The organism is Thermoflavimicrobium dichotomicum (assembly GCF_900114055.1).
Lineage (GTDB): Bacteria > Bacillota > Bacilli > Thermoactinomycetales > Thermoactinomycetaceae > Thermoflavimicrobium > Thermoflavimicrobium dichotomicum.
In genome coordinates, this window is record NZ_FORR01000005.1 from 145,533 (window position 1) to 172,266 (window position 26,734).

General features: G+C 39.7%; 26 protein-coding genes and 5 pseudogenes. 16 read left to right on the forward strand and 15 right to left on the reverse strand.

Annotation, left to right across the window (positions count from 1 at the left end):
• The first annotated feature begins 594 nt into the window (after positions 1-594).
• The 5 genes from BMZ78_RS07495 (at position 595) to BMZ78_RS07515 (ending at position 4,418) form a co-directional block, all read left to right on the forward strand.
• Complete coding sequence (locus BMZ78_RS07495) at positions 595-1,494, forward strand: hypothetical protein (protein ID WP_093229233.1); 900 nt, start codon at positions 595-597, stop codon at positions 1,492-1,494.
• 107 nt (positions 1,495-1,601) lie between these two features.
• Complete coding sequence (locus BMZ78_RS07500) at positions 1,602-2,219, forward strand: competence protein CoiA family protein (RefSeq protein WP_093229234.1); 618 nt, start codon at positions 1,602-1,604, stop codon at positions 2,217-2,219.
• 2 nt (positions 2,220-2,221) lie between these two features.
• Positions 2,222-2,638: an endonuclease domain-containing protein gene (locus tag BMZ78_RS07505; RefSeq protein ID WP_175482352.1), complete on the forward strand. Its 417-nt coding sequence runs from the start codon at positions 2,222-2,224 to the stop codon at positions 2,636-2,638.
• Between the two features lie 483 nt (positions 2,639-3,121).
• On the forward strand, positions 3,122-3,472 hold the full coding sequence (locus tag BMZ78_RS07510; RefSeq protein WP_093229237.1) for a hypothetical protein: 351 nt from the start codon (positions 3,122-3,124) through the stop codon (positions 3,470-3,472).
• Positions 3,473-4,055: 583 nt separating this feature from the next.
• Positions 4,056-4,418, forward strand: a complete 363-nt coding sequence (locus BMZ78_RS07515; RefSeq protein ID WP_093229238.1) for a hypothetical protein — start codon at positions 4,056-4,058, stop codon at positions 4,416-4,418.
• 48 nt (positions 4,419-4,466) lie between these two features.
• Here the strand turns inward: BMZ78_RS07515 and BMZ78_RS18520 are convergent.
• Together BMZ78_RS18520 and BMZ78_RS07520 are read right to left on the reverse strand one after the other, a co-directional pair.
• Positions 4,467-4,574: pseudogene (locus BMZ78_RS18520) on the reverse strand (IS1595 family transposase); the annotation flags it as partial.
• A gap of 78 nt (positions 4,575-4,652) precedes the next feature.
• The gene (locus BMZ78_RS07520; protein ID WP_093229239.1) at positions 4,653-5,132 is read right to left on the reverse strand and encodes a gamma-glutamylcyclotransferase family protein; all 480 of its coding nucleotides are present in this window, start codon (positions 5,130-5,132) and stop codon (positions 4,653-4,655) included.
• A 408-nt stretch (positions 5,133-5,540) separates the two neighbouring features.
• On the opposite strand from BMZ78_RS07520, the gene BMZ78_RS07525 reads away from it, so the two are divergent.
• Positions 5,541-6,041, forward strand: coding sequence for a hypothetical protein (locus BMZ78_RS07525; RefSeq protein ID WP_245739776.1), 501 nt, complete (start codon positions 5,541-5,543; stop codon positions 6,039-6,041).
• A 143-nt stretch (positions 6,042-6,184) separates the two neighbouring features.
• On the opposite strand, the pseudogene BMZ78_RS07530 reads toward BMZ78_RS07525, so the two are convergent.
• The 3 genes and pseudogenes from BMZ78_RS07530 to BMZ78_RS07535 all read right to left on the reverse strand — a co-directional run.
• Positions 6,185-6,379 (reverse strand): annotated as a pseudogene (locus tag BMZ78_RS07530) (Tn3 family transposase); the annotation flags it as partial.
• Positions 6,372-6,587 carry a hypothetical protein gene (locus BMZ78_RS18525; protein WP_139203285.1) on the reverse strand — a complete coding sequence of 72 codons (216 nt, stop codon included), beginning with the start codon at positions 6,585-6,587 and terminating at the stop codon, positions 6,372-6,374. The gene BMZ78_RS18525 and the pseudogene BMZ78_RS07530, both read right to left, overlap by 8 nt.
• Positions 6,577-6,840 carry a hypothetical protein gene (locus BMZ78_RS07535; RefSeq protein ID WP_175482353.1) on the reverse strand — a complete coding sequence of 88 codons (264 nt, stop codon included), beginning with the start codon at positions 6,838-6,840 and terminating at the stop codon, positions 6,577-6,579. The genes BMZ78_RS18525 and BMZ78_RS07535 overlap by 11 nt, the downstream gene beginning before the upstream one ends.
• Before the next feature lie 2,667 nt (positions 6,841-9,507).
• Between BMZ78_RS07535 and BMZ78_RS19470 the strand changes: the two genes are divergently transcribed.
• Positions 9,508-9,777, forward strand: a complete 270-nt coding sequence (locus BMZ78_RS19470; RefSeq protein WP_175482354.1) for a hypothetical protein — start codon at positions 9,508-9,510, stop codon at positions 9,775-9,777.
• 118 nt (positions 9,778-9,895) lie between these two features.
• On the opposite strand, the gene BMZ78_RS07555 is transcribed toward BMZ78_RS19470, so the two are convergent.
• Together BMZ78_RS07555 and BMZ78_RS07560 are read right to left on the reverse strand one after the other, a co-directional pair.
• Positions 9,896-10,375, reverse strand: coding sequence for a gamma-glutamylcyclotransferase family protein (locus BMZ78_RS07555; protein ID WP_093229245.1), 480 nt, complete (start codon positions 10,373-10,375; stop codon positions 9,896-9,898).
• 407 nt (positions 10,376-10,782) lie between these two features.
• The gene (locus BMZ78_RS07560; protein WP_139203286.1) at positions 10,783-11,013 is read right to left on the reverse strand and encodes a hypothetical protein; all 231 of its coding nucleotides are present in this window, start codon (positions 11,011-11,013) and stop codon (positions 10,783-10,785) included.
• 662 nt (positions 11,014-11,675) lie between these two features.
• On the opposite strand from BMZ78_RS07560, the pseudogene BMZ78_RS07565 reads away from it, so the two are divergent.
• Positions 11,676-12,308, forward strand: a pseudogene (locus BMZ78_RS07565) (class I SAM-dependent methyltransferase); the annotation flags it as partial.
• 512 nt (positions 12,309-12,820) lie between these two features.
• Here the strand turns inward: BMZ78_RS07565 and BMZ78_RS07570 are convergent.
• Positions 12,821-13,378, reverse strand: a complete 558-nt coding sequence (locus BMZ78_RS07570; RefSeq protein WP_093229248.1) for a dihydrofolate reductase family protein — start codon at positions 13,376-13,378, stop codon at positions 12,821-12,823.
• Positions 13,379-13,492: 114 nt separating this feature from the next.
• Between BMZ78_RS07570 and BMZ78_RS07575 the strand changes: the two genes are divergently transcribed.
• Positions 13,493-14,179: a helix-turn-helix transcriptional regulator gene (locus BMZ78_RS07575; RefSeq protein ID WP_482255528.1), complete on the forward strand. Its 687-nt coding sequence runs from the start codon at positions 13,493-13,495 to the stop codon at positions 14,177-14,179.
• Positions 14,180-14,218: 39 nt separating this feature from the next.
• Positions 14,219-14,482 (forward strand): WCX domain-containing protein, encoded by a 264-nt coding sequence (locus BMZ78_RS19710; protein WP_482255529.1) that lies wholly within the window; start codon positions 14,219-14,221, stop codon positions 14,480-14,482.
• A gap of 29 nt (positions 14,483-14,511) precedes the next feature.
• Here BMZ78_RS19710 and BMZ78_RS19475 read toward each other — a convergent pair.
• Positions 14,512-14,709: pseudogene (locus BMZ78_RS19475) on the reverse strand (hypothetical protein); the annotation flags it as partial.
• A 748-nt stretch (positions 14,710-15,457) separates the two neighbouring features.
• Positions 15,458-15,718 carry a DUF4158 domain-containing protein gene (locus BMZ78_RS07585; protein ID WP_245739778.1) on the reverse strand — a complete coding sequence of 87 codons (261 nt, stop codon included), beginning with the start codon at positions 15,716-15,718 and terminating at the stop codon, positions 15,458-15,460.
• A gap of 169 nt (positions 15,719-15,887) precedes the next feature.
• Here BMZ78_RS07585 and BMZ78_RS07590 point away from each other — a divergent pair, with 169 nt between their 5' ends.
• Complete coding sequence (locus BMZ78_RS07590; protein WP_093229251.1) at positions 15,888-16,235, forward strand: VOC family protein; 348 nt, start codon at positions 15,888-15,890, stop codon at positions 16,233-16,235.
• Positions 16,236-17,005: 770 nt separating this feature from the next.
• Positions 17,006-18,278, forward strand: a pseudogene (locus BMZ78_RS07595) (IS110 family RNA-guided transposase).
• A gap of 638 nt (positions 18,279-18,916) precedes the next feature.
• Here BMZ78_RS07595 and BMZ78_RS07600 read toward each other — a convergent pair.
• Together BMZ78_RS07600 and BMZ78_RS07605 are read right to left on the reverse strand one after the other, a co-directional pair.
• Positions 18,917-19,660 (reverse strand): hypothetical protein, encoded by a 744-nt coding sequence (locus BMZ78_RS07600; protein ID WP_093229252.1) that lies wholly within the window; start codon positions 19,658-19,660, stop codon positions 18,917-18,919.
• 5 nt (positions 19,661-19,665) lie between these two features.
• A complete protein-coding gene (locus BMZ78_RS07605) occupies positions 19,666-20,301 on the reverse strand; it encodes a hypothetical protein (protein ID WP_093229254.1) in 636 nt (211 codons plus the stop codon).
• Between the two features lie 240 nt (positions 20,302-20,541).
• Between BMZ78_RS07605 and BMZ78_RS07610 the strand changes: the two genes are divergently transcribed.
• Both BMZ78_RS07610 and BMZ78_RS07615 read left to right on the forward strand, forming a co-directional pair.
• The gene (locus tag BMZ78_RS07610) at positions 20,542-20,721 is read left to right on the forward strand and encodes a hypothetical protein (protein WP_093229255.1); all 180 of its coding nucleotides are present in this window, start codon (positions 20,542-20,544) and stop codon (positions 20,719-20,721) included.
• A gap of 496 nt (positions 20,722-21,217) precedes the next feature.
• Positions 21,218-21,763 (forward strand): GNAT family N-acetyltransferase, encoded by a 546-nt coding sequence (locus BMZ78_RS07615; protein WP_093229257.1) that lies wholly within the window; start codon positions 21,218-21,220, stop codon positions 21,761-21,763.
• Between the two features lie 282 nt (positions 21,764-22,045).
• On the opposite strand, the gene BMZ78_RS07620 is transcribed toward BMZ78_RS07615, so the two are convergent.
• Together BMZ78_RS07620 and BMZ78_RS07625 are read right to left on the reverse strand one after the other, a co-directional pair.
• On the reverse strand, positions 22,046-22,888 hold the full coding sequence (locus BMZ78_RS07620; protein WP_093229258.1) for an IS3 family transposase: 843 nt from the start codon (positions 22,886-22,888) through the stop codon (positions 22,046-22,048).
• 14 nt (positions 22,889-22,902) lie between these two features.
• Positions 22,903-23,190, reverse strand: a complete 288-nt coding sequence (locus BMZ78_RS07625) for a transposase (RefSeq protein ID WP_093229260.1) — start codon at positions 23,188-23,190, stop codon at positions 22,903-22,905.
• Between the two features lie 758 nt (positions 23,191-23,948).
• On the opposite strand from BMZ78_RS07625, the gene BMZ78_RS18530 reads away from it, so the two are divergent.
• Entirely contained in the window at positions 23,949-24,140 is a 192-nt protein-coding gene (locus BMZ78_RS18530; protein ID WP_139203288.1) for a hypothetical protein, read from the forward strand.
• Positions 24,141-25,106: 966 nt separating this feature from the next.
• On the forward strand, positions 25,107-25,991 hold the full coding sequence (locus tag BMZ78_RS07640; protein WP_245739779.1) for a PhzF family phenazine biosynthesis protein: 885 nt from the start codon (positions 25,107-25,109) through the stop codon (positions 25,989-25,991).
• A gap of 558 nt (positions 25,992-26,549) precedes the next feature.
• Here BMZ78_RS07640 and BMZ78_RS18750 read toward each other — a convergent pair.
• A complete protein-coding gene (locus BMZ78_RS18750; RefSeq protein WP_175482355.1) occupies positions 26,550-26,723 on the reverse strand; it encodes a hypothetical protein in 174 nt (57 codons plus the stop codon).
• Positions 26,724-26,734: the final 11 nt, after the last annotated feature.

Below are 26,734 nucleotides of genomic sequence, written 5' to 3' on the forward strand. Positions count from 1 at the left end.
CACGGCGGAACACCACCAGTGGATAGTAACTGAGGAGAGAGTTCCTATTTTTTGGGGACTCTTATTTTTTGTTTACAAGAAAAAAGCCACCGTTTTGGTGGAAATAGAATATGGTTTCCTTTAGCTTTCAATTCCACTATAGATACAACAAACCCCGTGTGTGAACACCCGAAATATCAACTATTTTTATTGTAGCAAAAACAGAAAAAGTCTGTAAACATCTGATCCTGCAAAAATCCCTGGGAGGTTCACAGATTTTATCTCTTTTACTAGCATATAGGGCAATTTTGCTTCGTGCTATGTAGCTCGTTTCACTTGACTACCCAACAACAAACCCATCTGTTGTTTTCATTCTATAGTAGATCTATAACGACCCCATAATCTCCCAGACAAAGTTTAAGTTATCATGGAGGAAGAAGAAAGGGGTCGTGGAAAAGAAGAGTGGATTAAGATTAGTCTTTCATGTGGAATCAGTGCAGGACTCCATGTGGAAATTGGAATTGAATATTAAATGTGATCCAAAAAGTGTCAAATAAGTTTAATCGTGATATTTATCTGTACCGGTTAAAAGGAGTTAGTTTGGAGGGGATTAGTATGGAAAAAGAGGAGAAAGAAGAAATAAGCTATTTGCCTGTTCCTGTTGAGCAGTCAGATGAGGAGAAGAAAAAGAATGAGGAACAAACGGATCAGACAGAGGATGAGAAAGAAAAGAATAAGCAACCAAATGGTAAAACCAATTGGAAAGAGTTGATCTTGAATAATATTGTGCAGGTGGAATTGGCCATAGGAGGGTTTGTGGTTGCTTGGTATGTTATTGCTTACTTTTATCAATTAGGATTGTTTGCTTGTGATGTGATTGTTCAATGCCTATTTTTATTTATTGTATATATTCCTATAACTGTTTTTAGATCTCCCAGCAAAATATCATCTAGTACTGAGAAGAAAATGATGAGGATATTGTATTGGTCAATTAAATTCTCTGTAGTAATTCTGTTAGTTTCTTTTCCATTCCTTTATGCATTTGCAACTGGTGAAAAAATAGAATATACGTTCCCTGCATTAATCAGTGTTTTTTATGTGATTTTATCGATAAAAAGAATTACCGAAAATATAATTCCTGTAATTCTCCTTGCTATGTTTATTATGTATATTCCTTTCATTATAAACTTTGGAAAACACCAGAATAACGAAAACTACTACATCCTCTATGAAAATAACAAATCCATCAACAAAGTCATGCTCACTACATATAAAGACTTCTATATCGTAGCTCCATTTGACCGCAAGAAAAAAGAAATCACACCCCAATTCGAACTTGTCGAAATGAAGAAAGACGACAAAAAAGACAATAAACCACCTAGTATCAATATCAACGCCGATCTATCCGATCAACAAATCGAGAAATTACTTGCTCCATTCAAGCAAAAGGAAGAAGAAAAAAAGATCAGCCTCAAATTAGAGAAGGTAGGACCTTTAAATGTCAAAGAGCCATAAAGTCAGCGAATATGCTGGTTTTTTTTATTGTTCGATATATGGAACGAGCTTTGATCGGGTATTAACAACTATAGAGAATATACAGAATTTTATTGGGAAGGGGAGCAATGAAGATCAAATCCAAATTTAGAGCGAAATATAAGACAGTTCCTTATGCTCTAGATTCGAAAAATAGAATGATTCCACCAGAAAAAGCATCGAAGCATGAAAGTTATCGATGCCCTCAGTGCAAGAAAACGGTTATTGTTCGAAAAAGCAAGCTAAAAAATATCTACTTTGCTCATTATCGAAGAGGTAACTGTAGCATTGATCGATCAGCACCAACTTTAGCTAAACACATCTTATATCAGAAACTTCAAGAGTGGCTAAGTGGCAAAGGTCCACCCATTGAAGTGAAGTTCTTCCTAGATCGCCGATATGTAATTCCCCCTCAAGAAATTGGAACGATCAAGCTAGATCATCAAGTCCTTATTTCTTCCGCAAAATCGATTACCGCCCATCTCGCTTTATTTGATAATTGGAACCAGCTACTCGTCGGAATCGAGTTTCGACCAAAGAAAAGAGCAAAATCGATAAATCAATATCCTTGGCTTGAAATAGATCCAGAAGAGTGCCTGGAAAATCCTTATTTACTTGCATCTTTAAGCACACAAAAAGAGGAATTACCGTTCTTTATGCGTCCGATTCAGCTTAGTTTAAATCTGGATATACCTAAGGAGGAATAAGAGTGGCAGCACCATTCCATGTTCAGCTGAAGAAGAATTGGAACCATCTAAAGAAGATCTTTCGTTTCTGGAAAATACTTATCGTTGAAAGACGGATTCCAGATTGGCAATTAATCAAATGTGATAGCTACATCGAGCGGAGATTATACCAAGCATTAAAACGTGAAGGATACAGAGTGAAAACCCAATACCGAATTCGTGGTTATGATGTGGATATTGTAATTCCTCGTTATCGCTTGGCTATCGAGTGTGATGGTCGTCAGTGGCATCGTTCATCTGAACAAAAGAAACGAGATCGACGCAAAAGTGCAAAGATCGCTAAAGCCGGATGGAAAGTGATGAGATTCACTGGCAAAGAAATAAACAACAATATCGCTCGATGTATACAAAAAGTAAATGATTATACTGGAAAATATTAAGTCGAAAATGATATATTTCAGGGGGGTGACAGGCGAAAATAGAAGGGCTAGGATATGCTAAAAAAGAAAGCAGGTAGATATCCTACCTGCACAGACTGTAGAAAAACCACTTCTGAAAGCCGTGTTCAGAAGTGGTTTTTCTACAGTCGCAAGAGAAGCTGTTATGGCTTCTCTTTTTTATTCGGAAAGGGGTTAAGAATATGCAAAAAATCACAGATATAGATTCATTCTTAATGGGGATCAAACCGGCTGTTTATACAAACGAAAGACATGATCGGTTTTATTGAAATACCCATATATTACAGATATTTCACCTGTCCGATTCGATTATCAAAGGAGGATTTATTTTGATTCGATTATCAAAGGAGGATTTATTTTAAGGATTGGATTTTCTTTCAGACCGAGGAACAGAAACAAGAGATAATAGGTCTGGTTGAAGAGTTAAATATTACAAGCATCAAGTCTCCAGAAGCGCAACGACTTTTGGGTATTACTCTGGGGTATCCGCCCAAGGCTGTTGATTCCTATATAGCTATTCTTTGTGAAAAGAATGAAGAAAAAAAGAAAGTATTGAAATGGCGAAGATGTTATGTATCTTACTATGGATTTGAATTTGTCTGCTTTGTGGAGCATCTTAAAGAAAGCGCAGAGTGGATGTGGAAGCAATACCCCAGTACCGAAACATTGACTCTAAGCTATAGCAGTGACAAATCTGAGGATTTTGACGTTGAGTATGGAGATATCGATGCCGTTCAAAGATGGGTCGACCACATTGAAACGCTGATTTACCTGAAATCAAAAGTATTGGTACATAATCAAGCATATAATACATAACTCCGTTGAAGTCCTGGGAACAGGGCTTTTTTGTTGGTGTCGAAGTTATCATGTGGTGCGACAAGTCGGACTTTCTTGGATCCTTGCCAGTCTATGCTATATGAAACGTGCTCCACCCACGCTATCTAATCAAACAGACGGTAAGGGGTTTTTGCAGGAACTAAAAGAGTAGGTAGTGATTTTGCTCCCACCCATCGTTCAGCTCTACATACATCACCAAAGGGAAAAGTCCAACACTGCTGCAAACAGAAACAGTCGGACAGAAAACCTTTAATCTGTTCGGATGCGACCTGTTTGCGGCAGGTCGCACCTACATTTATTTTATGCTGATTCTAATTAAACCTTATCTTTAGGTAGCAAACAGGACAGATTCAGATAATGAAATGGGTATATATTATAAAAGGACAAAACAGGAGGAAAAGTTATGTCAAAATCAAAATGTCAATCATGCGGAAGAGAAACTGATAATCTGATTGGCGGTCTTTGTGTTGTATGTTTTGAGCTACTTACAGAAGACAATAAAAGAGTATGATAAGGCGTCAATGCCGTCTTTTTTTTGTTAGATAAAGAAAGGGTTGATGAGATGCATTTTGATAATATGATTTGGCGTGTGTTTTTAGAAGTTAATACAAGAGATAAAGCATTAAAAATGATTTCAAAAATAGAACAGACTTTAGGTCATAAGATTGTTTTAGGTACTTGCGAAAGGTATTGGAAGGATGAAACTCTTTATGAAGTTGATTTTACAATTCCTTTAAATTGCTCAAATATAGAACAGGCAGTTTTTAAGTCTTTAATACTGGCGAACAAAATTAACAGAGAATGGTACGTAATTGGACCATATGAGACACAGACAAACATTTGGCATTTTGAAGGCATTTGTTCGAAACCAAACTTTATAGGAATGAATTGGGCAAACTTTATAATTGAAAATGATATAGCATAATAAGACCTCTCAAACCCAAGAGGCTCTATTATGTACTTCTAAAACTATTTACACTAAGGTACAAGAACCCAAAAGCATTTCCTTTACACGCTCTTGAAACGGCATTTTCTTATTCAGTTCGAGAAAACGATGCCAGAAAAGGTAATTATCAAGATAAAAACATGGTTGGGCTGGAGTTACTTTGGTCACCCATTTTTGATTGGAATAGGGGTAGGTTGTTGTTCTCGTGGGATTTCAGGGGCGAAATCCAACTACTTGTAACCATTTGATATGCTCTTGTAGTCGTTGAAGGTACGCACCATCCAGTTCTGTTCGTCCACCCTCCAAGATCAGTGTTGCGTATTCCTCACTAGGTGCGAATTCACGTTCGGACTTATCCACTACAGAGTAGGTCAAAACACCCTCTACCATTTTGCCGTTAAACTCGACAGTTATAGTTTCTTCTTGATAAACCAATGGGTACCCCTCACGTCTACGAAGACGAGACAAGTATTTCTCGTCAATACGGTACAAGATTCCTTCGACAATCTGTCCGGGATCAAACACTATATCGGCCGCCCCGGTTGGCTCCTTTCTACGTGGACTCGTGCTCCAATGAGTAAAAGCAAGTGATCTATCATAAAGAATAGCTCTGCCCAATCGTTCGAAGAACGGTACAGTATCTCGGAAATCTTGTTCGTGCATACAGGAACCATAGGCGAAATATAGAGTCATAAGTCATTATCCTTTCTAATTCAAGTTTTCATGTTCCTTGTTGTCGAATTTTTGTTTGCAAGCAACTTATTTTTTTGCCTTAAGCATTTTTCATTGCTTTTTGTTGAAAGTCTAACCATTGAATCAATGCCCTTCTTTTTACGAATGATTCGTAAGGCATTTGTTCTCTAGTACTACAGTTGTACTTGAGCAGAAGATCGATGTTTTTCCAACTGATTTCAAGTCCTCGCCAATAGATTGATTGGAATATCGCTGGTTATATCAAACTCTTGGATATCATTTTTTGATGCTTTGGATTAAATACAACTGTAGTACTAACATGTGTTTTGGAGAATCTTCTTCCCCACCCACTGAACAAAAGCAATTTTAATATAATAACCACATAACAACAAAAGGAGGATAGGACCATTGGATAAAAAAACGCTGATTAAACTCCTTTATGATTTCGGTATACCTGACCCGGAATATTGGGCTGATCAAGAGTTGAATAATGATATTTGGGCTCATTTGGCGGCATTTCGTTTTCTCAGACCTCTTCAAAATGACCTGGATGGTTATCTTGAAAGACCTGAAGATTGGATTAATAGTGAACTAAATCGTTGTCACAGTGAAATAGGGCATATCATAAATTCAATGCTTGAAGCAGGTATTCCCCCTAAAGATATTGGTCTCTTTGCCTATTGGATTGCTAGATATGCTTATATTGGAGTTCTTCATCGACTGTCGGATCCTGCGGGAGGCGACTATGACTTGGAAAACGAAGGTGAAGAATTGCCAAGATGGAGATTGATTGAGACCTACATACGTAAGGATGGGGACACTGTACGCGAAATAAACACTGGACGTTACATCCCAGAATTACACACGTTATTTCCATACCGGAATCCGGAAGGAAAGCCAAAAACCTGAAGTATCCCTGGGAGGTTCACAGACTCTCTTTGTCATAAAGGAGTCACCAGACCATTTCGGGAAAATTGTACGCTAAGACATATTTTAGACACAAAATAACCGGCCCCTGTACGCTAAGGGGTGGCCGGTTTGTAGCTTGTGCTTTATCGATTGCTTGCAGAACTTTTCAGCAGCACGATCTTTTCCCGTAATGGGCGCAGGTTGTTGAAGTCGACACGTTGTTTAAGATTCCAAACATAGTCACCGGTCAGGGTAATGTGTTTCCATCCCAGCGGGGAGAGGTTTTGTAGGTACTCATCTGAAATCTCCATGCCTTGTAATCTAAGCGTGTCAACTGCATCGGTCGCTTTTAAAGAAGGATTTTGGCACTTTGGTTAATACTCTGCCTGTTCTGGTTGCCCTTCGTATGTAACCCCCATGCCGAAGTTGTTTAGGAACTGCGTAATTGCTGAGAGACCGATAGTCTGCTTTCGCTTCCCTCTCCAATTCTTCTCTCAATTTTTTCCTGCGCGAATGCGGATAGGCGGTTTCTTGCTTAGAATCCAAAGGGACCTCCAAAACCGCCAAAGGGACCTCCAAAACCACCAAAGGGACCTCCAAAACCACCAAAGGGACCTCCAAAACCGCCAAAGGGACCTCCAAAACCACCAAAGGGACCTCCAAAACCTCCAAAGGGACCTCCAAAGCCACCAAAGGGAAATCCAAATTGATCAGTATAAGCTGGATTTTGATACCCCTGAATCATCTCAAAAGTTGGAGAAGGAGCAAATGCGGGTTGAAGATACTTATTTTTTTCCATGGGTGATGTACCCCCTTTTAATTTTTCATCTTTATAATACTCCGTAGGCGAATAAAGGTGCCTAAAAACGGAAAAAAGGAATTCGACGCGATGTATTACCAACCATCATTGATTTCGATTAGTTGATGGACATAAATAGGAGTATTGTTTACGAAAAATTTTCAGAAACGTTCTCGCAGAACACACAAGAAAACTACCCTTGATTTAATCTTAGGTAGCTTTTCCCATTTCTTGGGTAGATGGCAGCGAAATCGATATTTACTCCCTCTACCCCTATTAGCCCAACAACAAACCCATCACCATTTTTAATTTGGAACAGGTGATGGGTTTTTCGTTTTGTTTTCATTCTTTGGAATATAATCTCAACATGTTCTTCAAAAATAAAAAGCGGCATGATCGCCGGTTTTCCGAAATGAATACAACTAAATCACATTTACAGAGACAAAAATCTTCGGTTATAATGCCTTTCAATTCCACTATGGATACAACTAAACAATGGTTCGGGCTGAAAAACAGCTATTGCAAAGTCACTCTTTGTTTTCATGCCACTATGGATACAATTCAACATGGAGATTCCCCAAAAGTCTTTACGGTGCTTGAGTTTCTATTCCATTATGGATACAATTCAACCCCATGTGTGAACTCCAGAAATATCAACTAACTTATTATAGCAAAAACAAAAAAAGTCTGTAAACCTCTGATCTTGCAAAAATCCCGGGAGGTTCACAGACTCTCTTGCAAAAAAAGAAAAAAGCCCCCATCTGGCGGCTAGGGCATTCCACTATAGATACAACTAAACCCGGAATCCTTCCATGCAAACGCAATTGCTGGCGAAAATTTCAATACCAATATGGATCCAACTAAATGCGCATGAGGATGCCCGGGGAAATGGGTTTATATTAGGAATAACAAGGATATTGGGTCTACGATAGAATGAAAACTGAATTAAAATAATTACCAATTAAGCTTGACGGGATCTCGAGTATTGCATCTACTGTAGAATGAAAACTGACTGGCCATAGTTATTCTGTCAGCATTGCATCTACAATAGAATGGAAAGCAGAAAGACTTGAGCACCTCTTAGGGTACTCAAGTCTTTTTCTATTTCTTGGGCAAATGACCCCAAAACGCCGGATGCTACATCCAACCCTTATTGGGTCGCGAGATTGATAAAAAACCTCTGAGCTCTTTTCGTTAGGAAGGGCTAGGGGGTGTATATTTCACGGATATAAACAGATAAAGGAAATTTAATGTAATGGAATGACGCACAATGCAAAGCCTGTTCCTCTCTTCGAGAGGAGCAGAGCCAATTTCTTGATGTTTTGGGCAACAACAGTAAGGAGGCATTGCTCAATGTTGTTTTAAGCAATCCGCAAGAGAATACCGAGCAATGCTAGCTTTCATCTCCTCATTGAAATGGAAAGTCTTCCTGCTCGCAAATCATAAAAGTTTGCTTTATTGAGTATAGAGTCTTCCAGTAGCATGACACGGTAACGAGCTAGCACATTGCAAGTAGAGACGGTATTGTCCGCTTTTGAGGTTTGTATAAGGGGTAGGACGCGGACCATGAGTGCTTCCTTCATTCCATAAAGTGACTGGTCCGTAAAGGTATCCTCCGGTAGTGTCATTACGTACCCACATGATTACATCCGCATCTCGATTGTTAGTGGCCGTGAAATTTAATTTTTGCGTACTAGATGTAATCGTAATTGCAGCAGTGCTGACTGTTCCGTAACCATCTAATGTACAAGAGGATGAAGCAGCATAAACTCCTACAGTATACGTTAGGACCAAGGCAAACGCAGCAAAAGCAGAACATAAGATTTGACTCCATCTTCTCATGTTAAACTCCCCTTTTTAATATTTATATATAAAATATATTCTATTCGTAATAATTAAAATCCTTCTTCGTAAAATGGGTTTAATAAGAAAATTATCACAGAGGTGGGTTGATGTTTTCTATATACAATTATTAAATATTTTAGTTTATTTTGTTTTGGTAAATATATTTATGGAAGTATAGAAGGCTAAACGGTCTTTTTCTTTGTCTCAAAAACGATCGTTTTTGAGACAAGGGCGTGTCTGGCTGCGAGAACTCCTGGACCAAGATGTTCAACGTGCTTGCCGCGATACTTGTTAGCTAATGGAAGCAATATACCACCCGGGACCTTTAACGTACAGGGGCCCGGGTTTTTTGAGTCCGTCGATTCCCTTAACGTACTATTTTCTCGTATCGGTACGGTGCTCCCTAAGTGACAGCCACCGCCAGCGCAGTCGGTGGGGGCGAACCCCGAATTTCTCAACACTCGTTATACCGACCGTATCTTCCAAAGTAAGCAGATCCCACTTGACTCATCGCTACATATTTGAGAAGACGAACGGGTTCATCGGTCGTCAATTCCACTTTTTCTCCATGGGCAATTCAGAGATAAGTCCAAAAGCGTTTGTTTAGGCAAACATTAAAGAAAAACCTTAAAGTGCTTTGATAAACTTCCTGTACTATAGTTTCAAGGATAATGACCCCTCACCTTATCACTTGCATTAATGTTGTAAAATGGATTACGTAGGTCATCACAATAAAAGGAGAGATCAAATGAAAATTTTATATGAAGTTCCCGAATCAAACGGCTTTGAGTAATTCGATTTTTTCAGTGATCATAAGAGGTGATGATTCAGAGCTTATTGGAATGGGCAGAATCATTGGCGATGGAGGTTGTTTTTTTGGGAACTTTCGTCTACCAAAACTTTGGCATTCAAGTGTCCATTGCGATCATGGGCATCTCTTTCATCTTTTCGGGGCTGTCGTTGTTTCTCTTGCCGGCGGACCCGACTCCCGAGGAGCGTCTGCGGACATCCCTTCGGGAGGAAATGGCCAGTGGCATTCGGTACTTTTCAAATTATTTTGTAATACTTTTATATAAATTTTGCGGGATTTGAGGAGAAAACCGTTTGTTGTGAAGACTATGTTGAGAATTTAAAAACATGGTTGGGCTGGAGTTACTTTGGTCACCCATATTTGATTGGAATAGGGGTAGGTTGTTGTTCTCGTGGGATTTCAGGGGCGATATCCAACTGCTTGTAACCGTTTTATATGCTTTTGTAGTTGTTGAAGGTACGCATCATCCAGTTCTGTTCGTCCACCCTCCAGGATCAGTGTTGCGTATTCTTCACTAGGTGCGAATTCACGTTCAGACTTATCCACTACAGAGTAGGTCAAAACATCCTCTACCATTTTGCCGTTAAACTCGACAGTTATAGTTTCTTCTTGATAAACCAATGGGTACCCCTCACGTCTGCGAAGACGAGACAAGTATTTCTCGTCAATACGATACAAGATTCCTTCGACAATCTGTCCGGGATCAAACACTATATCAGCCGCCCCGGTTGGCTCCTTTCTACGTGGACTTGTGCTCCAATGAGTAAAAGCAAGTGATCTATCATAAAGAATAGCTCTGCCCAATCGTTCGAAGACCGGTACAGTATCTCGGAAATCCTGTTCGTGCATACAGGAACCATAGGCGAAATATAGAGTCATAAGTCATTATCCTTTCTAATTCAAGTTAATCATGTTCCGGTGGTTGGGCCCAAAAAATTTCTTTGGGAGATTAATTCAGTGAATTTTCTAAATGTTGTTTTCGGTAAGTTATTTAATCTCTCATTATGATTATACTGGTAATCAAAATGGAATGAATTGAGGGATTGAAAATGTATCAGAAAATCGTTTGTACAGGTGAAGCCCCAATCGATGCGCTGAAACGGGAATTCCGCGAATAAGTAAATTTAAATGTTGAAGTCGTCAAGCCGTATAAAATATTTTCCCATGTTTCAGAGAGCGGAAACAGGCACACAGTAGAAATCATTTATCGGGTTCAACTAATGGTTCAGTATAGTCTAACATTTTTGAAAAAAAGAGAAAAATAAAAAATCCACCTTACTCGGTGGTCATTTAGCTTGCCGCAACTTGTTTATCGCGCTCTCATGCTCGATGGATCTGAGAGCGAGGGCGGCCAGCGATGCTTCTTGCTTGTCCACTTTTTCTGCTGTTTCCAACACTGCTTGTTTTACTACTGCCATGTCTTCTTTCAATGATTTAAGACTTGATTCCATATTACTGACTTGGTCGTTAAGCTTTTGAAGCTCATTCAAAATCTGCTGTAATACTTGGTCGCTCATGGTATCACCTTTCGTCCGATCTGATAAAGGTATTATAACATAATTGGCAACAAAAAAGTCCACCATCTGCATTTGGCGGCTAGGAGATTCCACTATGGATACAATTCAACAGACAAGGCAGTAAAAATAATGAAAGAAAGATTCAGTTTCCATTCCACTATGGATAACTAAACCTTCTTTTTCTATCTTTCTTCCATCCGATCATAGAGCTTTCAATTCCATAATGGATGCAACTAAACCTTCCTCAATACCAATATGGATATAACTAATCCCGAGTGCTCAACCCGCCAGTCCAGCGGTGAAAAGTTGTTTTTTTCAAACTAGACCTACTGCTTGGTTTTCGCTTTTCAGCCTAGCGGAAGAGTAACATGCTTTAAGGATACCAAAAATTTTCGGACTTGCAAGAAGGTTAACACCCTCCTGCATCCGATGCTCGCTCTCATCCCCATAGATTAAGCTATAAGGGTTTTCTCGATTGCATTCTATAAATGTGATCACTACATCTTATGGTGTTGTTGCTTAGAAAAGAAGTCAATCAATGAATTGTTAGCCTTCGCAAAGAGACCAGCATGAACAGCGGCTTTAATCTCTAGGAATTCACCATAGGGCATCTTCTCGGCTACTCCTCGAAATAAAACCTTGACAAACTTAGCCGTTCAAGATATACGGAAGACAACCTTGATCAGGCTGTAAAACAAGGGGTGGAGCAGTATGTGATACTCGGGACTGGGATGGATACCTTTGCTTTTCGTCGTCCGGATCTCCTAAGTCAGGTTCAGGTATTTGAAGTTGACCACCCGGCCACACAAGCCTTCAAACTTAATCGACTAGCTGAATTAGAATGGGAAATCCCATCAAATCTTCACTTTGTACCTGTGGATTTTACAAAGGAGAGTTTGGCTGATGCACTCAAGGGAACTTCGTATGACTTGCAGACAAAAAGTTTTTTTAGTTGGCTAGGTGTCACAATGTACTTAACTCGAAACGAAGTGTTCGCAACGCTGCGTTCCATTACCGATATTGCCCCCGTGGGCAGTGTGGTTATTTTCGATTACTTTGTACCAGAAGAAGCTACTTCACATATTAAAGAGATGCAGGAGGATTTACGAAAGATAGGCGAGCCGATTAAAACGACCTTTGACCCGTCAACACTGGCTTTTGAACTGGAAAGTTTAGGTCTCCGTCTTCATGAGAACTTAAGCCCATCCGATATCCAAGAACGCTATTTTCAGAGTCGAACGGACGGCTATTATGCGAGTAAACATGTGCGCCTTGCGAGGGCAGTAGTAGAGTAAAAAAATATGTTCTCCCATACACCATCCCACTACCAGGTTCTTCAGTATTAAACGGAGCTGGACCAACTGGATTAGCTTCAAAATATTGAAGATCATATGTTTTTACTCCTTTCTGGAAACGGGGAAGGCTCGTATTCCCACATACTTTCAATTCCAATATGGCTACAACTAAACACAATGATAATAGGTGGTTCTTTTTGGCTGGATACTTCTTTCAATTCCATAATGGATACAACTAAACCCTGTGTGTGAACGCCAGAAATATCAACTATTTCTATAGTAGAAATTAATCCAAAAATGCGACAAAATGCGAAACGAAAGAACAAAACATCCCAAGATGAATCGAATGAACCGATTCCAGTCTTGGGATGTTTTTTTAATTTCCTGGGTTGTTTAGTTTAACGAGTTTCCGATCTTATCGTAGTTTTAAGTGTTTCCGCACTCTGATTTGATGATACCAATTTTTTTGTCGGACTTGTGAGAGGGATGAATCCCTCGTCTGACGCTCGCTATCATCCCAATCCTGATGGACTGGGTTTTCCCGCTCGCACTTCATAATGAAGCATGACGCAGTCTCCGAAACGGAAGTGTTTTTTCAACTTCAATCGGGTTTCACGGTTATTCTTTTTGAACAGAGGAATTCCTTTGCCGATCAAAACAGGGATCACACCGATCATGAATTCATCGACCACATTCGCTTCCATGAACCCCTCAATCAGCTCACCACCGCCCACCAACCAAATATGGGCTCCTGGCTGTGATTTCAACTTTTCCACAAAGGGCCCGATTTCCTCGTTCACAAACTCCACATGCTCATCACGTCCGGATGCGGTTCTAGAAAAGACATAGCACTTTTTGTCCGCATAAGGGAAAGAATCGGATAACTCCGGCAGTTGATCATAGGTCGCTTTTCCCATGATCACGGTATCGATCGTTTTGTAAAAATCGGAGTAACCATATTCTTCAGGGTCTGTAGGAGCGTTTTCAAGCAACCAATCGATGCTGCCATTTTCCCTCGCAATATAACCATCCAGGCTCATCGCGATAAATACAATCACTTTTCTGTCCAACCTCAATGCCTCCTTGGAATCTTGTTGTGGGCAATGTAAAAGGGTAATATACATAATACACGATGAAAGATGACATCTATTGTCATCATTCAAAAAAGAAGGGGAGATGCCCCTATGCGTGCAGACCGATTGATGTCAATCCTGCTCATCCTCCAGAAAAAAGGGAAAGTGACCACAAAAGAACTCGCGAGGGAATTGGAAGTTTCCAGCCGCACCATCCTGCGCGATCTGGATGCCCTCAGCGGCATGGGAATCCCGGTTGTTGCGGAGCGAGGAAAAAATGGGGGATGGCGGCTTCTCGATGAATATCGCCAAACATTGTTCGCGTTGAAGAAAGAAGAAATCGCCTCCCTTTTTCTCGCCATACCGGAATCTTTGCTGAAGGATTTGGGAATCGACCAGCCCTTTCAAGCGGCGCGCCAAAAACTTTTTTCTTCTCTTCCTTCCATGGTGGAGCCGCACGCGCAAAAGTTTTGGAAACGCATCTATATCGATGTCGAGCCATGGAAGGAAACCAAGGAAAAAAGCGATTGGATGGAGCCGATCTTGCGGGCGGTGTGGGAGGAGCGCAAGCTGCGGATAGACTACGAGCGGGCGGATGGGCAAAGAAAAGAGCAGGCGATCGAACCGCTTGGTTTGGTGGCACGGGGAAACAAATGGTATCTGGTTGCCGTCAACGAAGAAAACGAAATCCGAAGTTACAAGGTGAACCGGATCTGTTCCGCCGTTGTCTTGGAAGAGAAGTTTGTGCGGCCTGAAGGATTTGATCTTTCCTCATATTGGAAGGAAGCGAAAGCCTAATTTGTTGCGAACCTACCCCAGTACATTGTCCAAGCGGAATTGACCACGCGCGCGTTTCAGCGGATGAAATGGACGGATCGCTTTGTGCGGATTTTGGATGCGGGACAACCCGATCCAACCGGATGGATTCCCGCTACACTACGCTTTGATACCGAACAAGAAGCGGCGGAAACGATACTCGGTTTCCATAATCAGATCAGAATCCTTTCGCCAACGTCCTTGAGAGAAAAAATAAAGAAGATGGCTCAGGCGGTGTTGGACCTTTACGGAAAGGAATGTGAAAAAGTGGATGAAAGAGAGTGAAAAACAGGTCCGGATCGAGCGGTTGGCTTTCATTTCATCAGGAAGAAATTGTTTGACACCGGACGAGTTAGATATAAATTTTCGGCATAACAGTGATAGGTCGTATTAATAATATTTCCGATGTCTTTTTGATCGTTTTCGATCCAGTTTTTTATCTCCTCTCTGATGCTTTGAACAGGATCGAATGGGTTTGAAATCAGACCTTTTGCAACAGCTATAGTCATTGCGGTATCATCCGTTGGACAAAAAAAGCTGTTGACCCTTCTTTGTCAACAGCCTCAGCCCTTTTGTCCCCAACAGAAGGGCTTTTCTTATGTTTTTTATCATGAGAAAGACCAAAGCATAAAAAGTGGTCGTACTGATGAATATATCAAAGAGATCCAGGATTTTATAATCGAAAACGAACTGTATGACTAAATCTCAACACCAAACCTATTAGAAAGCCAAAAAAGGCAACGAACCTGAGTCCTTGAGACCAAGTCGTTGCCTTTTGTTTATTTCAAAATGGATTCAATGTGACCTATGACCAATTCCCTAGACTCTTCGCAAACTAGCTCGCCTGTCACAGTTCTAATTTCAAGATGGATTCAATAGTAGATAGCCCCAGTACTCTTATTATTCCTAATATACACCCACTTCCCCATCCCTTTCAACATTCCTTTTTTGCGGTGAGAATCGATAGATGCTCACTTTACCCCTATTTGAGCGAAAAAACATATCCAAGCCCTTCTATTTTGTCCTGTAACCACTCTGAAATATCTTCCGAGGGGTAAGATAGCCACTCCATTTTTAGTTGAACAAAAAAAGCGGCATGATGGCCGCCATAGCCGAAGAGTAAGGAAATAGAAAAAGACTTGAGTACCCTAAGAGGTGGCTCAAGTCTTTTTATTTTCTATTAGGGGTAGAGGGAGCGAAACCGATTATGGGTCCATCTCTCCAGTAAATGGAAAAATGACTTGAGAGCCACAAGGGAACTCAAGTCATTTTGTGTTTATACAGGAAACTCGGGGAATTAAAGTGATCCGTGCTTACTCTTAGATGCTTGGCCAAGAACTCAATCACAGGAAGAGGAACGTCTTCAGCTCGGTCAGGAAAACGGGCTTCATGCTGGAAGTATTTGAACAAGACAGCAAATCCCAACCGTGTCTCGAAGTTCTTCGCTTCAATCAATTGCCTTTCCGGTTGCAATAAACTAAAGTATTCAATGAGTTCTTCCTTTGTCCATTGTTGTTCCAACTCAGATGTCAGTCCTTTCTAAAGTTCCTAGAATGTATAGAGTCGGTACTTTTGAGCATATCTGGGTATAACGTATATTGATTTAACTATAAAAATAAAGGGAAAATACACATTGTTCCATAACCAAAATAAAAGTAGGAACATTAAAATATCTTAGGGGGGATCTTAAATGAAAACAAAATTACTACATGTACGAGCTAATGTATCAAATCTTAACCGTTCTATTAGTTGGTATGAGGAAATGTTGGGATTTAAGGTCACGGCTTTATGGCCACCTGAAAAACCTAATTATGCTCATTTTGAGATAGATCAAGGGGCAATCTTTTCGATTATGGAGCATGAAAAAGTTCCATCAAATGGACGATTTAACTTTTATGTTTCTGATGTGGATAGTTTATGGGAAAAAATAAAGGATAAAGTTGAGATTGTCGAGGAGTTGTTCGATACTCCATATGGATCAAGAAAATTTACGATCCGCGATTTAGATGGTAATGAATTGGGATTCGTGCAAGAATGAAGGTTGTTTCTCTAGATTTTTAACTACATAGTGCAATCAAAAATTAATAAGCTTGAGTGCTCTTAAGTCATTTTTCAATTTCTTGGATAAATGGCCGCAATATCGGCGGATGCCTTGCCTTAGGACTGATGCACTAAGAATGATATGGAGATAAAACAAAATATATCTAATTTGGTTCTGTATAAACACGAAATGACTTGAGTTGCTACATATGTAGCCTCAAGTCATTTTTCTATTTTCTGGGGAGATGGCCCCGAAATCGACGCTCGCTCCCTCTACCCCAAGAGGTGGATCAAGTCTTTTTCTGTTACGGTAGAAAGCCAAAAAAGGCAACGAGCCTGAGTCCTTGAGACCAAGGTCGTTGCCTTTTGTTTATTCCAAAATGGATTCAATTTAACGAAGGTGATGAAATGAAAGTATTATTGGTAAGTGATTCTCTGTAACTGTTCTAATTCCAAAATGTATTCAATGATACCTGTTAAGAATCCATGTTTTTGGGCTTCTTGTCAATTATAAGTGGGAGTTCTAATTCGAAAATGGATTCAATGGTACTAACCATTCACGGCTTTGGTTCAGGTTTGGTTGTACCAGGACGGTGTTAGTTCTAATCCCCAAATGGATTCAATAGTAGACCCAATACTCTTATTAATACTAGAGCATTCCTGTAATGAATTAATTATAGCTTTGAAAAAGAAAGAGTACCTCCTGTAACATATGGGATGTCAGGTTGCGCGCACTGACCCCTAATTTTCACCAAGGAGGTACTCAATATGAATTTTAATCAAAACGAAAAAATTGATCAAATTCATTTTGGCACGCTCATTGTAGGAGTGGACATAGGCAAAGGAAAACATATCGCGCGAGCAGTGGACGACCGAGGAAAAGAACTAGCAAAACCTTTGGCCTTTACCAACACCAAAAAAGGATTTGACCAGCTTTTGTTTTGGATCCGAACGATCCAAAAGTCTCATTCCAAACAACACGTGTTGTTTGGAATGGAGCCAACGGGGCACTATTGGCTGAACCTCGCTTACTTTTTGAAACGTCATAAAATCAAAGTAGTCGTGGTCAATCCGTTTCATGTTCATCGTACAAAGGAACTTGACGACAATTCTCCAACCAAAAACGATGTAAAAGATGCTTATGTCATTGCTCGGCTAATCCAAGGGGCACGGTACTCTGAAGCGTATCTTCCGGAAGATACATTTGCAGACTTACGAACGGCCATGAAAATGCGAGACCAGTTGTCCAAAGATCTCATTCGAATGGAAGGTCGGGTGCATCGCTGGTTGGATCAATATTTTCCTGAGTTTCTTACCGTATTCAAGGATTGGAAGGGGAAAACGGCGACCCAATCGTTACGACACTTCCCCCTTCCTTCTGATGTTCAACGCTTGAGCGTTGAACAAATCGTGGAAATTTGGAAACAAAAAGTTCAACGTTCTGTTGGATTAAAACGGGCAGAACGTTTGATGGAAGTGACTAAACAATCCATTGGATTGAATATTGGTCTGGATATGGCCAGAATGGAAATTCAATTCCTTTTACAACAGGTGGAAATGATTCAACAACAGCTGAATTTGCTTGACGAGCAGATCAAAACATTGTTAGATCATATCCCTGGTACACAAGAAATGCAATCGGTTCCTAGGGTCAGTTTTCTTACAGTAGCCGGTTTTTTGGCTGAAGTCGGTGACCTAAAGCGATATACCCATCCACGACAAATTCAGAAGTTGGCAGGATTGAATCTCAAAGAATATAGCTCAGGGAAAAACCTATATTACCAAACGAGGAAGATCGCGATTACGTGCTTTTTTATATCGGAGCATACTACCACTGGTCGCCAAGAATCCTGAATTCAAGGCATTTCATGAATACTATGTTTCTCGGAGAAAGAATCCATTGCGACGTAAGCAATCCTTGATTGCCCTTTGCTGTAAACTGATTCGTACCCTGTTTGTGATTGGAGTTCGTAAAATGCCTTATAATCCTGCAAAGCTTCGTGAAGCTTTGCAGATGGCACAATATCGGAATGCCACCTAATTTTCTTTGCAAAACGAGGCGCGGAGAAGCTGATCAAAATAAGTATTCGGGCATAGACCCTGCACTAGAGCAACTTTCAGCCTCCACCCCAAGACAAGGTCGAACGAAGGAATGTAAGGATGCGATCCAGGGAGACATGGGAGGGTTAACCACTTGGGTTCCTGTGGAGATCCGCTATACGCCTTTATATTTTTCTAAAAATTGGTTTTTGAGGAGCAGGATATTGCTATCCCCTATATTCCTTTTTATAACATATTAGGAATTAAATTCATCCCCTTGTCTTTAGCCTCGTTTTGAAAAAGTGAGAAAACGAGAGTATTGAAGAGAATTGAATTCATTTATGGAGGGAGCTTATTTCAAAATGAATAAGTAAAGAATAATTATTCATGATCCATAAAAGCAATATTATAAAATCAATCAGGCATGGGACGTGCCTTCGTGGATGGATGTGGGTTGTCACGCCAAATGAAGCGAGAAGCTTGCCATCTCAATGGCGATGTAGTTCACCCAGTGTTGTTATGCGAATTTGTTTGGATAATAAATTGAAATCCCGGGTGCCCTTAAAGGGAACTCGGGATTATTTTTTGTTAATAAGGTAATTATTTTCAACAATGATTCTTTTAGTCTGTTAACAGTTTTTATTCTTTCCAATCTTCAATATACCAGTAAAAATCCGGAACGCGTACATCGATGTAATAGGAGCTGTCTTTTTGCTTTAGCTCTTTAAATTTGTTTGATTCTTTCACTCTTTTCTCTAGTAAATATTTGGAAACATCAGCAATTGCAACATTTTTGTCATAGAAAATTTTGTTAAATTTGTCTTTATTGGATTCGATGGTACCTTCGATGGAGATAATACCAATAAATTGTGCATTGGGAGTTTTACTTAGAAATTGATTTAGCTTATCTTGTGGGAGAAGATCTCCGTTTTCAGGAGCCCCAACTAAAGTAGCCCTTACTCCATTATCCATAGTTCTAATTTTAAACTGAGTAACATCGATATCATTTTCTTTTACAAAATTCTTGTATTCTTCCACCGAAAGAGCTTTACTAAATGTTATTACAACAGGGATTCTGTTCGATTTTTCTTTAACAATCTGGTCAAAGTAGGCAGGCATCTTATTTTTATACTCTGTGAATTGTTCTTTGGTTAGATTGTCAGGAAGATTAATTTTTACATTAATATCTTTTTTGCCTTCCTTCCTTGCAACGAAATAATAGAGCCCGGAATTATCTACCAATTGTTTCTTATCAATCAACTCAATCTTATTTTTTCCAATTCCCAAATCATGGTCAGTATTGGACGACGCCAAGGTTACTGAAAGACATGCAGCTCCAAGAATACATGCAAATACAAGAACCGTAAGGATTATTTTTTTCATTTTTTTCACCTCACATCATAATAGGCGTCTTGTAATTCATCAAACATATCCGATTGATAGCCGCATTCATCATAGCAACCCCAGAAACTTTGCTGAGCTGTTACAGTCATGTAACCGGTGTCACCACCGTCGTACGGATAAACATCATGGAATTGGGCGTATAAATAATAATTGGTCGAAGTATTCATTGATAAAACTCGTTGGGCTGTTACTTCAAATTCATCTTCTGCTCCTGGGGCGTAGTAATCGTAAATATCATCATCTACATCTGGATATGGATCAGGATAGTTCGTATAGTACCAACTTGTTGTAGAGCCCAAGTCACCATCTTCAGCCTGAAAATCGATAGTATGACGATAACCATTATTATAATAATAATTGTGTATTGCGTTGATCGAACTGGAGCTATATTTTGTATTTTTTAGATCTACCTCGATGTAATTATCATCCCAATCACAGGCATTCACAATCTCTCCCGAATTAGGTGCATAAGTGGATTGTTTACCCCAATGACCCCCCATGTCCCCTGACCAATAATCGCTATATATTCTTTCCCAGGTGACAGCATAAACAGGAGAACTTGTTAAGATAGTGACAACAAATAGCGACAAAACAAACGATGCAATAGATTTAAAATTCATAATAAAATACCTCCCTTGTTCCTTTGCAATAATTAATATAATATGAACATAAAATAATAGTCAATATTTTTTGTGAAGTGAAAATCATCGGGCATGGGATCGTTCTGAATTGTCAAGGAATATTCCTGAGGGGATTATATCGGTTATCCAACAATGTTTAAATATCGAGAAAACGAATTGTTATCCCAATATAACAATGCTAATCAAAGAAATTGTGCATCTGAAGGAGGCTGTTTGTAAATGAAATACACATCTTCATTAGAAGGGATCACAGTTGACATGCTAAAAGGAGGATTTTTTGTAGGTTGGCCTAATCCACTTGGACACTTAGTAAAAGAATGGGATATTAAAGATCATGCTGTTAAGATCCAAAACTATCTTATTACAGCAAAAGCCCCAGGGCTTTTTTGTCTTCCCTAAATAAGTGAAAAACCTAGATATTCCTAGATTTTAGTATGTGGACAAAATGTGAAAAATGTTGATAAATAAATTAGAATCTTTACATCTTGAATATCGGGCATGACGCACCTGGCCAGGGATCGAACCCATGCATCATAAAAAATACATTATAAAAACTCTTTAGCCCATGAGATGAACACAAAAAAAGAGCTCCGCATGACTAAGCTTTATTTCTTTCATTTTCCTGTATATTGGGTGTCACCGTATCATTTCGAGTAAAAGGGGTGAAGGGAGCATCCGTCAATTTTGGTATCATAGATACAATAAATGGAAAATGACTTGAGATTGCATGCGTAGCAACTCAAGTCATTTTTTTAAGTTCCGATTTAAGTATTTCCAACACGAAGTTGTTTCCCAGCAGATGCAGATAAGGTTCCTTTTATTATCGTCGAATTTATGGCGAAACAACTACGAACTAGCACAGATCAATTTTATCAATATCCTGGGAGGAAATTGTATGATAATTAATCCAAAAGAATTTTATTTTAATAATTTGCGTTATATTGTAAGGTCTGCAACAGAAAAGGATGCAAAAAACTTGTCCGAAGTAAGACTGCAGATAGATGGCGAAACAGAAAATTTAGATAGGGAAAAAGGCGAGGCGTACATAGATGAATCAGGTTTTAAGCAGATAATTAAAGATGATACAGAAAGTATTAGTAATTTATTTTTAGTTGCTGAAGTTAAAGAAAGAATTGTAGGTTTTTCAAGATGTAAAGGGAATAAATTGAAAAGAACTTCTCATAAAGTAGAATTTGGAGTCTGTGTATTAAAAGAATATTGGGGATATGGAATAGGAAAAAACTTATTAAAAGAATCTATTCATTGGGCAGATTCAAATGGAATAAAGAAAATAACTTTGAATGTTCTTGAAACAAATGAAAAAGCTATAATGCTGTATAAAAAATATGGTTTTGAAGTGGAAGGTATTTTAAAAAAGGACAAAGTTCTATCTGATGGGAATTACTATAATACCATATTAATGGGAAGATTTAATGAATAAGGATTAAAGGACAATCCAAATTCAAAATTTGTTAAACTAACGGGGTGTTAGTTGAAGAAAAAGCGATTTAGTAAATAACTTTTTTGTATTATTAACAAAATCTAAAAAGGTTTAGCCTATCATATCTGGGTATAACGTACATTGATTTTAACTATAAAAATAAAGGGAAAATACACATTGTTCCATAACCAAAATAAAAATAGGAACATTAAAATATCTTAGGGGAATCGTAAATGAAAACAAAATTACTACATGCTTAATGAACCCCGTATGTCCAGACATTTAAGCAACATTTGAAGTTATAGATTGACGAAACTCTTTAGGGGATAAATATCCCAAAGCAGAATGTGGTCTCTCATCATTGTAGAATTTTATATATTGATCAATATCGTTTTTGGCTTCCAAGAAGGAAGAATATTCTTGGAGCCAAACCGTTTCTTCTTTCAGAGTACGAAACCAGCGCTCAATATAAGCGTCTGCGTCAGGATTGTTGTATCCCGTTCTCTCTTGCTTAATCCCTGCATCTTTTAGTGCTTTCATATAGCGACGACTCGTCATTTGGCACCCATTGTCACTCCGAATAGTAAGACCTTTACCTTGTGTACCAAAAGGAAATCGGTTGTTTAGAGCCTGATCAACAGCAAAAAGAAGCTCATCAGTGCGACAGAATCGTGAAAATTTGTATCCGACAATCTCTTTGTCATATGCATCAATAACCGCAAAGAGATAGCCCCAGCCATCTTGACCACACCAGATTTTTGTCATGTCCACTTGAAAATGCTCATTGGATCGTGAGACAGGGATCTTTCCGCCTTTCTTTTTTCGCTTAGCCTGGTAATGTGCTGGTTTGCTTAGCAAACCAAGCTCTTTCATGATCCGGTATACTCTTTTATGATTCACATTGATGCCATACTTTTTCTTTAACCAGACACAAATCCGCCGATATCCATTGGTTGGGAACATTCCACAAAGCTCTTGAATCTTTTGACGAAGCGACGCTTCGTCATTCTGTACACGCTTTTTTGGCGCTTTCTCTTTTATTAGCTCGTATCCATAGGTGCGATTAATACGAAGGGCCTTCGTAATTTGTGGGATCGAATACCCTTCTTCCACTAAGGTTTGCACGAGCCCTCGAGTTCTTACCTTCGACCCCAGTTCGTCTTTTTTCGGAGAATCTCAATTTGCATGGCCTGTTCACCAATCAGAGCCTTAGCTTCTTTTAACTCTTTTTCCAGCTCACCTTCTCTATTAGATGGACCACTAGACAAGGCAGATAGTCCGCCTTGAATAAAAGACTCTCTCCACTTGTAATATTGTGGTTGTAATATTCCGTATTCTCTGCATACAGCAGAGATATTTGCTCCTGGTGCCATTCCAGCTAACACAATCTCCATTTTCTGTTCAGCTGTCCATTTTCTCCTTCCCATTAAAAACGACCCCTTTCTTCTTCCTCCATTATAACTTAAACTTTGTCTGGAAGATTATGGGGTCATTATAAAGCCACTATATTGAAAATATACAAAAACCACAAACAGACCCATATAGGGTCTTTTTCTTTTGACGACACAAGGAAATACATTGTTTTCCTAACTATATTACAATACCGCTAACCTTCAATCCTGCAAAACTAACACAAATACTGACGAATTTAGAACTAAGAAATGTGGGTAAAGGGAGAGTTGGAAAAATGGGAAGAAGGTATTACCATTCTACAATAGTCCAGTATGGAGGAAAGCAAGGAAAGCGGTATTAGCACGGGATCATTATCTATGTCAGATATGCTTGGAACGTGGGGTCTTGGAGCCAACAGTGATCGTTCACCACATCGACATTTAAAGGATTGGCTCAAAAAAGGAGTGTTGAAGGGGATGGTGAAGTGGGTGTATACTAAGGATAACAAGAGGATTGGAACTACGATAGAATGAAAACGCAAATAAAACTTGCTACGAAATGTATTTTCAGATCATCAAGTATTGCATCTATAATAGAATGGAAAACAAAAAGACTTGAGCCAACTCTTAGGGTACTCAAGTCTTTTTCTATTTCCTCGGTGGATCGCTTAGGCAATCTTTTTGTTTATCTCAAAAACGATCGGATGACGAGACTTGAGACTGAAAAGAAAAGAAAGAGTCCAGGCGTTTTTACTTTGTTTTCAGAGGGCAATTCCGATCGCTTCATGGAAGCCTTGAGCAATAAATGGCTTCATCGGATGCAAGATATCCATGAAACAGTAGAAGTGAGACTCAAAATCGCCCAACTGTTGAAAAACTGGTATTTGACCCACCGTGCTGACCAATGGAGAAAGCCGAATAAAAAGAACAAAAAGAAGGTGCCTCTCATCCAGCATACTCTGGAAGAGCTGGAAGGAAAGGAATGATAAAAATACGCTTCACAATTGATCACTCGAGGGAATATTCGGGGATCAAACGGGAGATAAAGAAGATATAGAAGCAATGTATGAAAATGAATTAAATGTATTTGGTGCCGAAAAAAGTGAAAAATTCTGATGCCCTTTGATGAACAAGAATTTATTTCAAAGCTAGCTTCTAATGACTTTACAAGTATGGTTTCGGAGAAAATCAAACGTCTAAAATTCGTTTCATTGTTGACACCTTAAAACAGAAAAACAACAACATGCCTTTGGTAATATATACTACTGAAACGATCGTTGGCTACGATTACGAAACTTTGAAACAATATCCTTTATTAAGAATTTGCAATTTGCCAAATACAATAGTTTCAAGCATACGCTCACTGATGGATTCAGTAATCACTAATATGAAGATGTAATTGATATCAGATGGAACGTTCTATTTGTTGTCGTCGATCTGGAGTAGTTAAAAAACCCCGGAGATCGACGACTTTTATTTTTCACTATTTTCAAGGGTTTTACATTTCTCTTTCATTTTCAGATTTCAAACGATACAATAATAAGTGTAGGATTTATGCGGTGTTTAGGGGTTTATGATGTACCTATAAGGTATTGAAATTCAACGATTAATGAGTTTTGAGAAAGCGTGTGGATCAATTAGAAGGAATTTGAGTGAGTCTCTATTTCATAGCAAAATATTATTAAAGGCTCTTTCATCTGTTAGGATGGTGAAGCCTTTAATTTTGCAAAAAGTAAATAAATGTAAAAGTAATAACTTGTTTGTAATACAAACCAAAAAGTAGTAAAAGGAGCTATAAAAACTAGATAAGCCTTTGGTATACCTATAACCGATAAAGGAGGGATTTAATTGGACGTTTTGTAATTATTAATTTATTGAAGCATTTTTGCTCAACTAGAGTAGAGTATAATATAACAAACTAATGATATAGCGAATAATGGAGGTTCAACGTTGTGAAACATCAAATTCCTTTCCAACAAGTTGATGTGTTTTCGGCCGTTCCGTTCAAGGGAAATCCGGTTGCAGTTGTGCTCGACGGCAACGGTCTGCCGGCCGAACAGATGCAGGCCATCGCCAAATGGACCAACTTGTCTGAAACCACCTTCGTCTGCAAGCCTACTGATCCCCGGGCTGACTATCGGCTGCGCATTTTCACACCCCGGAGAGAACTTTTATTTGCCGGCCACCCCACAATCGGATCAGCTTATGCCGTGTTGCAGCACGGATTGAAGCCCAAGACGACGGGGCGTCTGGTACAGGAGTGCGGCAAGGGATTGGTTTCTATCCTCATCGACGGAGATCGTTTGTTTCTCACGTTACCGAAACCCATTCTGCACGACATCCCGGCTGTGGAGCTGGCCGAGCTTGCAAATGCACTCGGCATTGCTTCAAACAGTGTGCGTGCCAGCGCAACCGTCGACGTCGGAGTGGTGTGGATTACATTGCAATTGACCGATGCAGAGGAGGTGCGGCGTCTGCAACCCGATATGGCCCGGATTGCTGCGCTAACTCCGCCTGGCGTTGCCGGCGTGACAGTGTTTGGCCTAACGCCGGTAGGTACTCAACCGCAGATTGAGGTACGCTCCTTCGCACCTATCGAAGGCGTGCCGGAGGATCCGGTGTGCGGCAGCGGTAATGGTTGCGTGGCAGCGCTCGTGAGGGAATTCCGACTAATCGAGAAACCGACTTACGTCGCAAGCCAAGGTCGCTGTGTGGGCCGTGACGGCCGAGTTGAAGTGCGGTTCCAAGATGATGGTACCATCTTGCTGGGCGGGCACGCAGTGACGTGTGTAGAAGGCATGCTATATCTTGAAAGAGACCTTGCCCGGAATCCATAGGCATCCCGCGATTAGAAGGCCGGTGAAGAAGTCCTAAAGTAGTCATCATTATCGCGAGCGTTGCTCGGTATCCCTTTGTGGGATACTTAACAATATGTGGTACGATCTGTTACGAAGTGCGAAAAGACTTAAAACTACAACATAACTAGGCATAGAACGTGCCTTCGTGAATGGATGTAGGTAGCTACGCCAGATGAAGCGAGAAGTTCGCTATTTCAATGGCGATGTAGTTCACTTAACTATAAATGAACCTTCGTAATCCCTCCCAAATGGAGGGTTTTGTTTTTGGGAGGAACGAAATGAACAGGAGAATTCTCTATGGCATTTCAAGATACTTAGGTCGTTCCAATACTAATCGGATTATTCGATAAAGAATCACTCTATTTATCAACAATTTTCACAGGTTATTCACAATTTATCTTTGATTCATTGATTACCACTTATTTCAGAAATGGAACCAAATTTGCCCGATGCTCCCTCTACCCCAAATAGGATATGTTGTAGTCGCGTGACTGACACGACACGAGCGAAGGAAATAGAAAAGTATCCAGTAGGGTGCTACCAACGAATCAGCTTATTGTAACTATCTTGAATGGTATCGAAAATGGTATCGTAAAACTCTTTGACCGCATCTATATCCGGGACACCAGTCGGCTCGTTTGATGCTTCGCCTTTTGCTTTAATCCAAGCGACGGTGATTTCCGTAGCCAATTCACCAAAGGATTTTACCAATGTTCTCACCT

What these genes read in the sequence shown, in the direction of transcription:
- BMZ78_RS19470 (WP_175482354.1), top strand. Translation starts at nt 9,508, where the DNA reads ATGATTCAGAGCTTATTGGAATGGGCAGAATCATTGGCGATGGAGGTT.
- BMZ78_RS07600 (WP_093229252.1), bottom strand. Translation starts at nt 19,660, where the DNA reads ATGAAAAAAATAATCCTTACGGTTCTTGTATTTGCATGTATTCTTGGA.
- BMZ78_RS07560 (WP_139203286.1), bottom strand. Translation starts at nt 11,013, where the DNA reads ATGAGCGACCAAGTATTACAGCAGATTTTGAATGAGCTTCAAAAGCTT.
- BMZ78_RS07495 (WP_093229233.1), top strand. Translation starts at nt 595, where the DNA reads ATGGAAAAAGAGGAGAAAGAAGAAATAAGCTATTTGCCTGTTCCTGTT.
- BMZ78_RS07610 (WP_093229255.1), top strand. Translation starts at nt 20,542, where the DNA reads ATGAAATACACATCTTCATTAGAAGGGATCACAGTTGACATGCTAAAA.
- BMZ78_RS07575 (WP_482255528.1), top strand. Translation starts at nt 13,493, where the DNA reads ATGCGTGCAGACCGATTGATGTCAATCCTGCTCATCCTCCAGAAAAAA.
- BMZ78_RS07520 (WP_093229239.1), bottom strand. Translation starts at nt 5,132, where the DNA reads ATGACTCTATATTTCGCCTATGGTTCCTGTATGCACGAACAAGATTTC.
- BMZ78_RS07515 (WP_093229238.1), top strand. Translation starts at nt 4,056, where the DNA reads ATGCATTTTGATAATATGATTTGGCGTGTGTTTTTAGAAGTTAATACA.
- BMZ78_RS07625 (WP_093229260.1), bottom strand. Translation starts at nt 23,190, where the DNA reads ATGGGAAGGAGAAAATGGACAGCTGAACAGAAAATGGAGATTGTGTTA.
- BMZ78_RS07605 (WP_093229254.1), bottom strand. Translation starts at nt 20,301, where the DNA reads ATGAATTTTAAATCTATTGCATCGTTTGTTTTGTCGCTATTTGTTGTC.
- BMZ78_RS07615 (WP_093229257.1), top strand. Translation starts at nt 21,218, where the DNA reads ATGATAATTAATCCAAAAGAATTTTATTTTAATAATTTGCGTTATATT.
- BMZ78_RS07535 (WP_175482353.1), bottom strand. Translation starts at nt 6,840, where the DNA reads ATGGAAAAAAATAAGTATCTTCAACCCGCATTTGCTCCTTCTCCAACT.
- BMZ78_RS07500 (WP_093229234.1), top strand. Translation starts at nt 1,602, where the DNA reads ATGAAGATCAAATCCAAATTTAGAGCGAAATATAAGACAGTTCCTTAT.
- BMZ78_RS07590 (WP_093229251.1), top strand. Translation starts at nt 15,888, where the DNA reads ATGAAAACAAAATTACTACATGTACGAGCTAATGTATCAAATCTTAAC.
- BMZ78_RS07555 (WP_093229245.1), bottom strand. Translation starts at nt 10,375, where the DNA reads ATGACTCTATATTTCGCCTATGGTTCCTGTATGCACGAACAGGATTTC.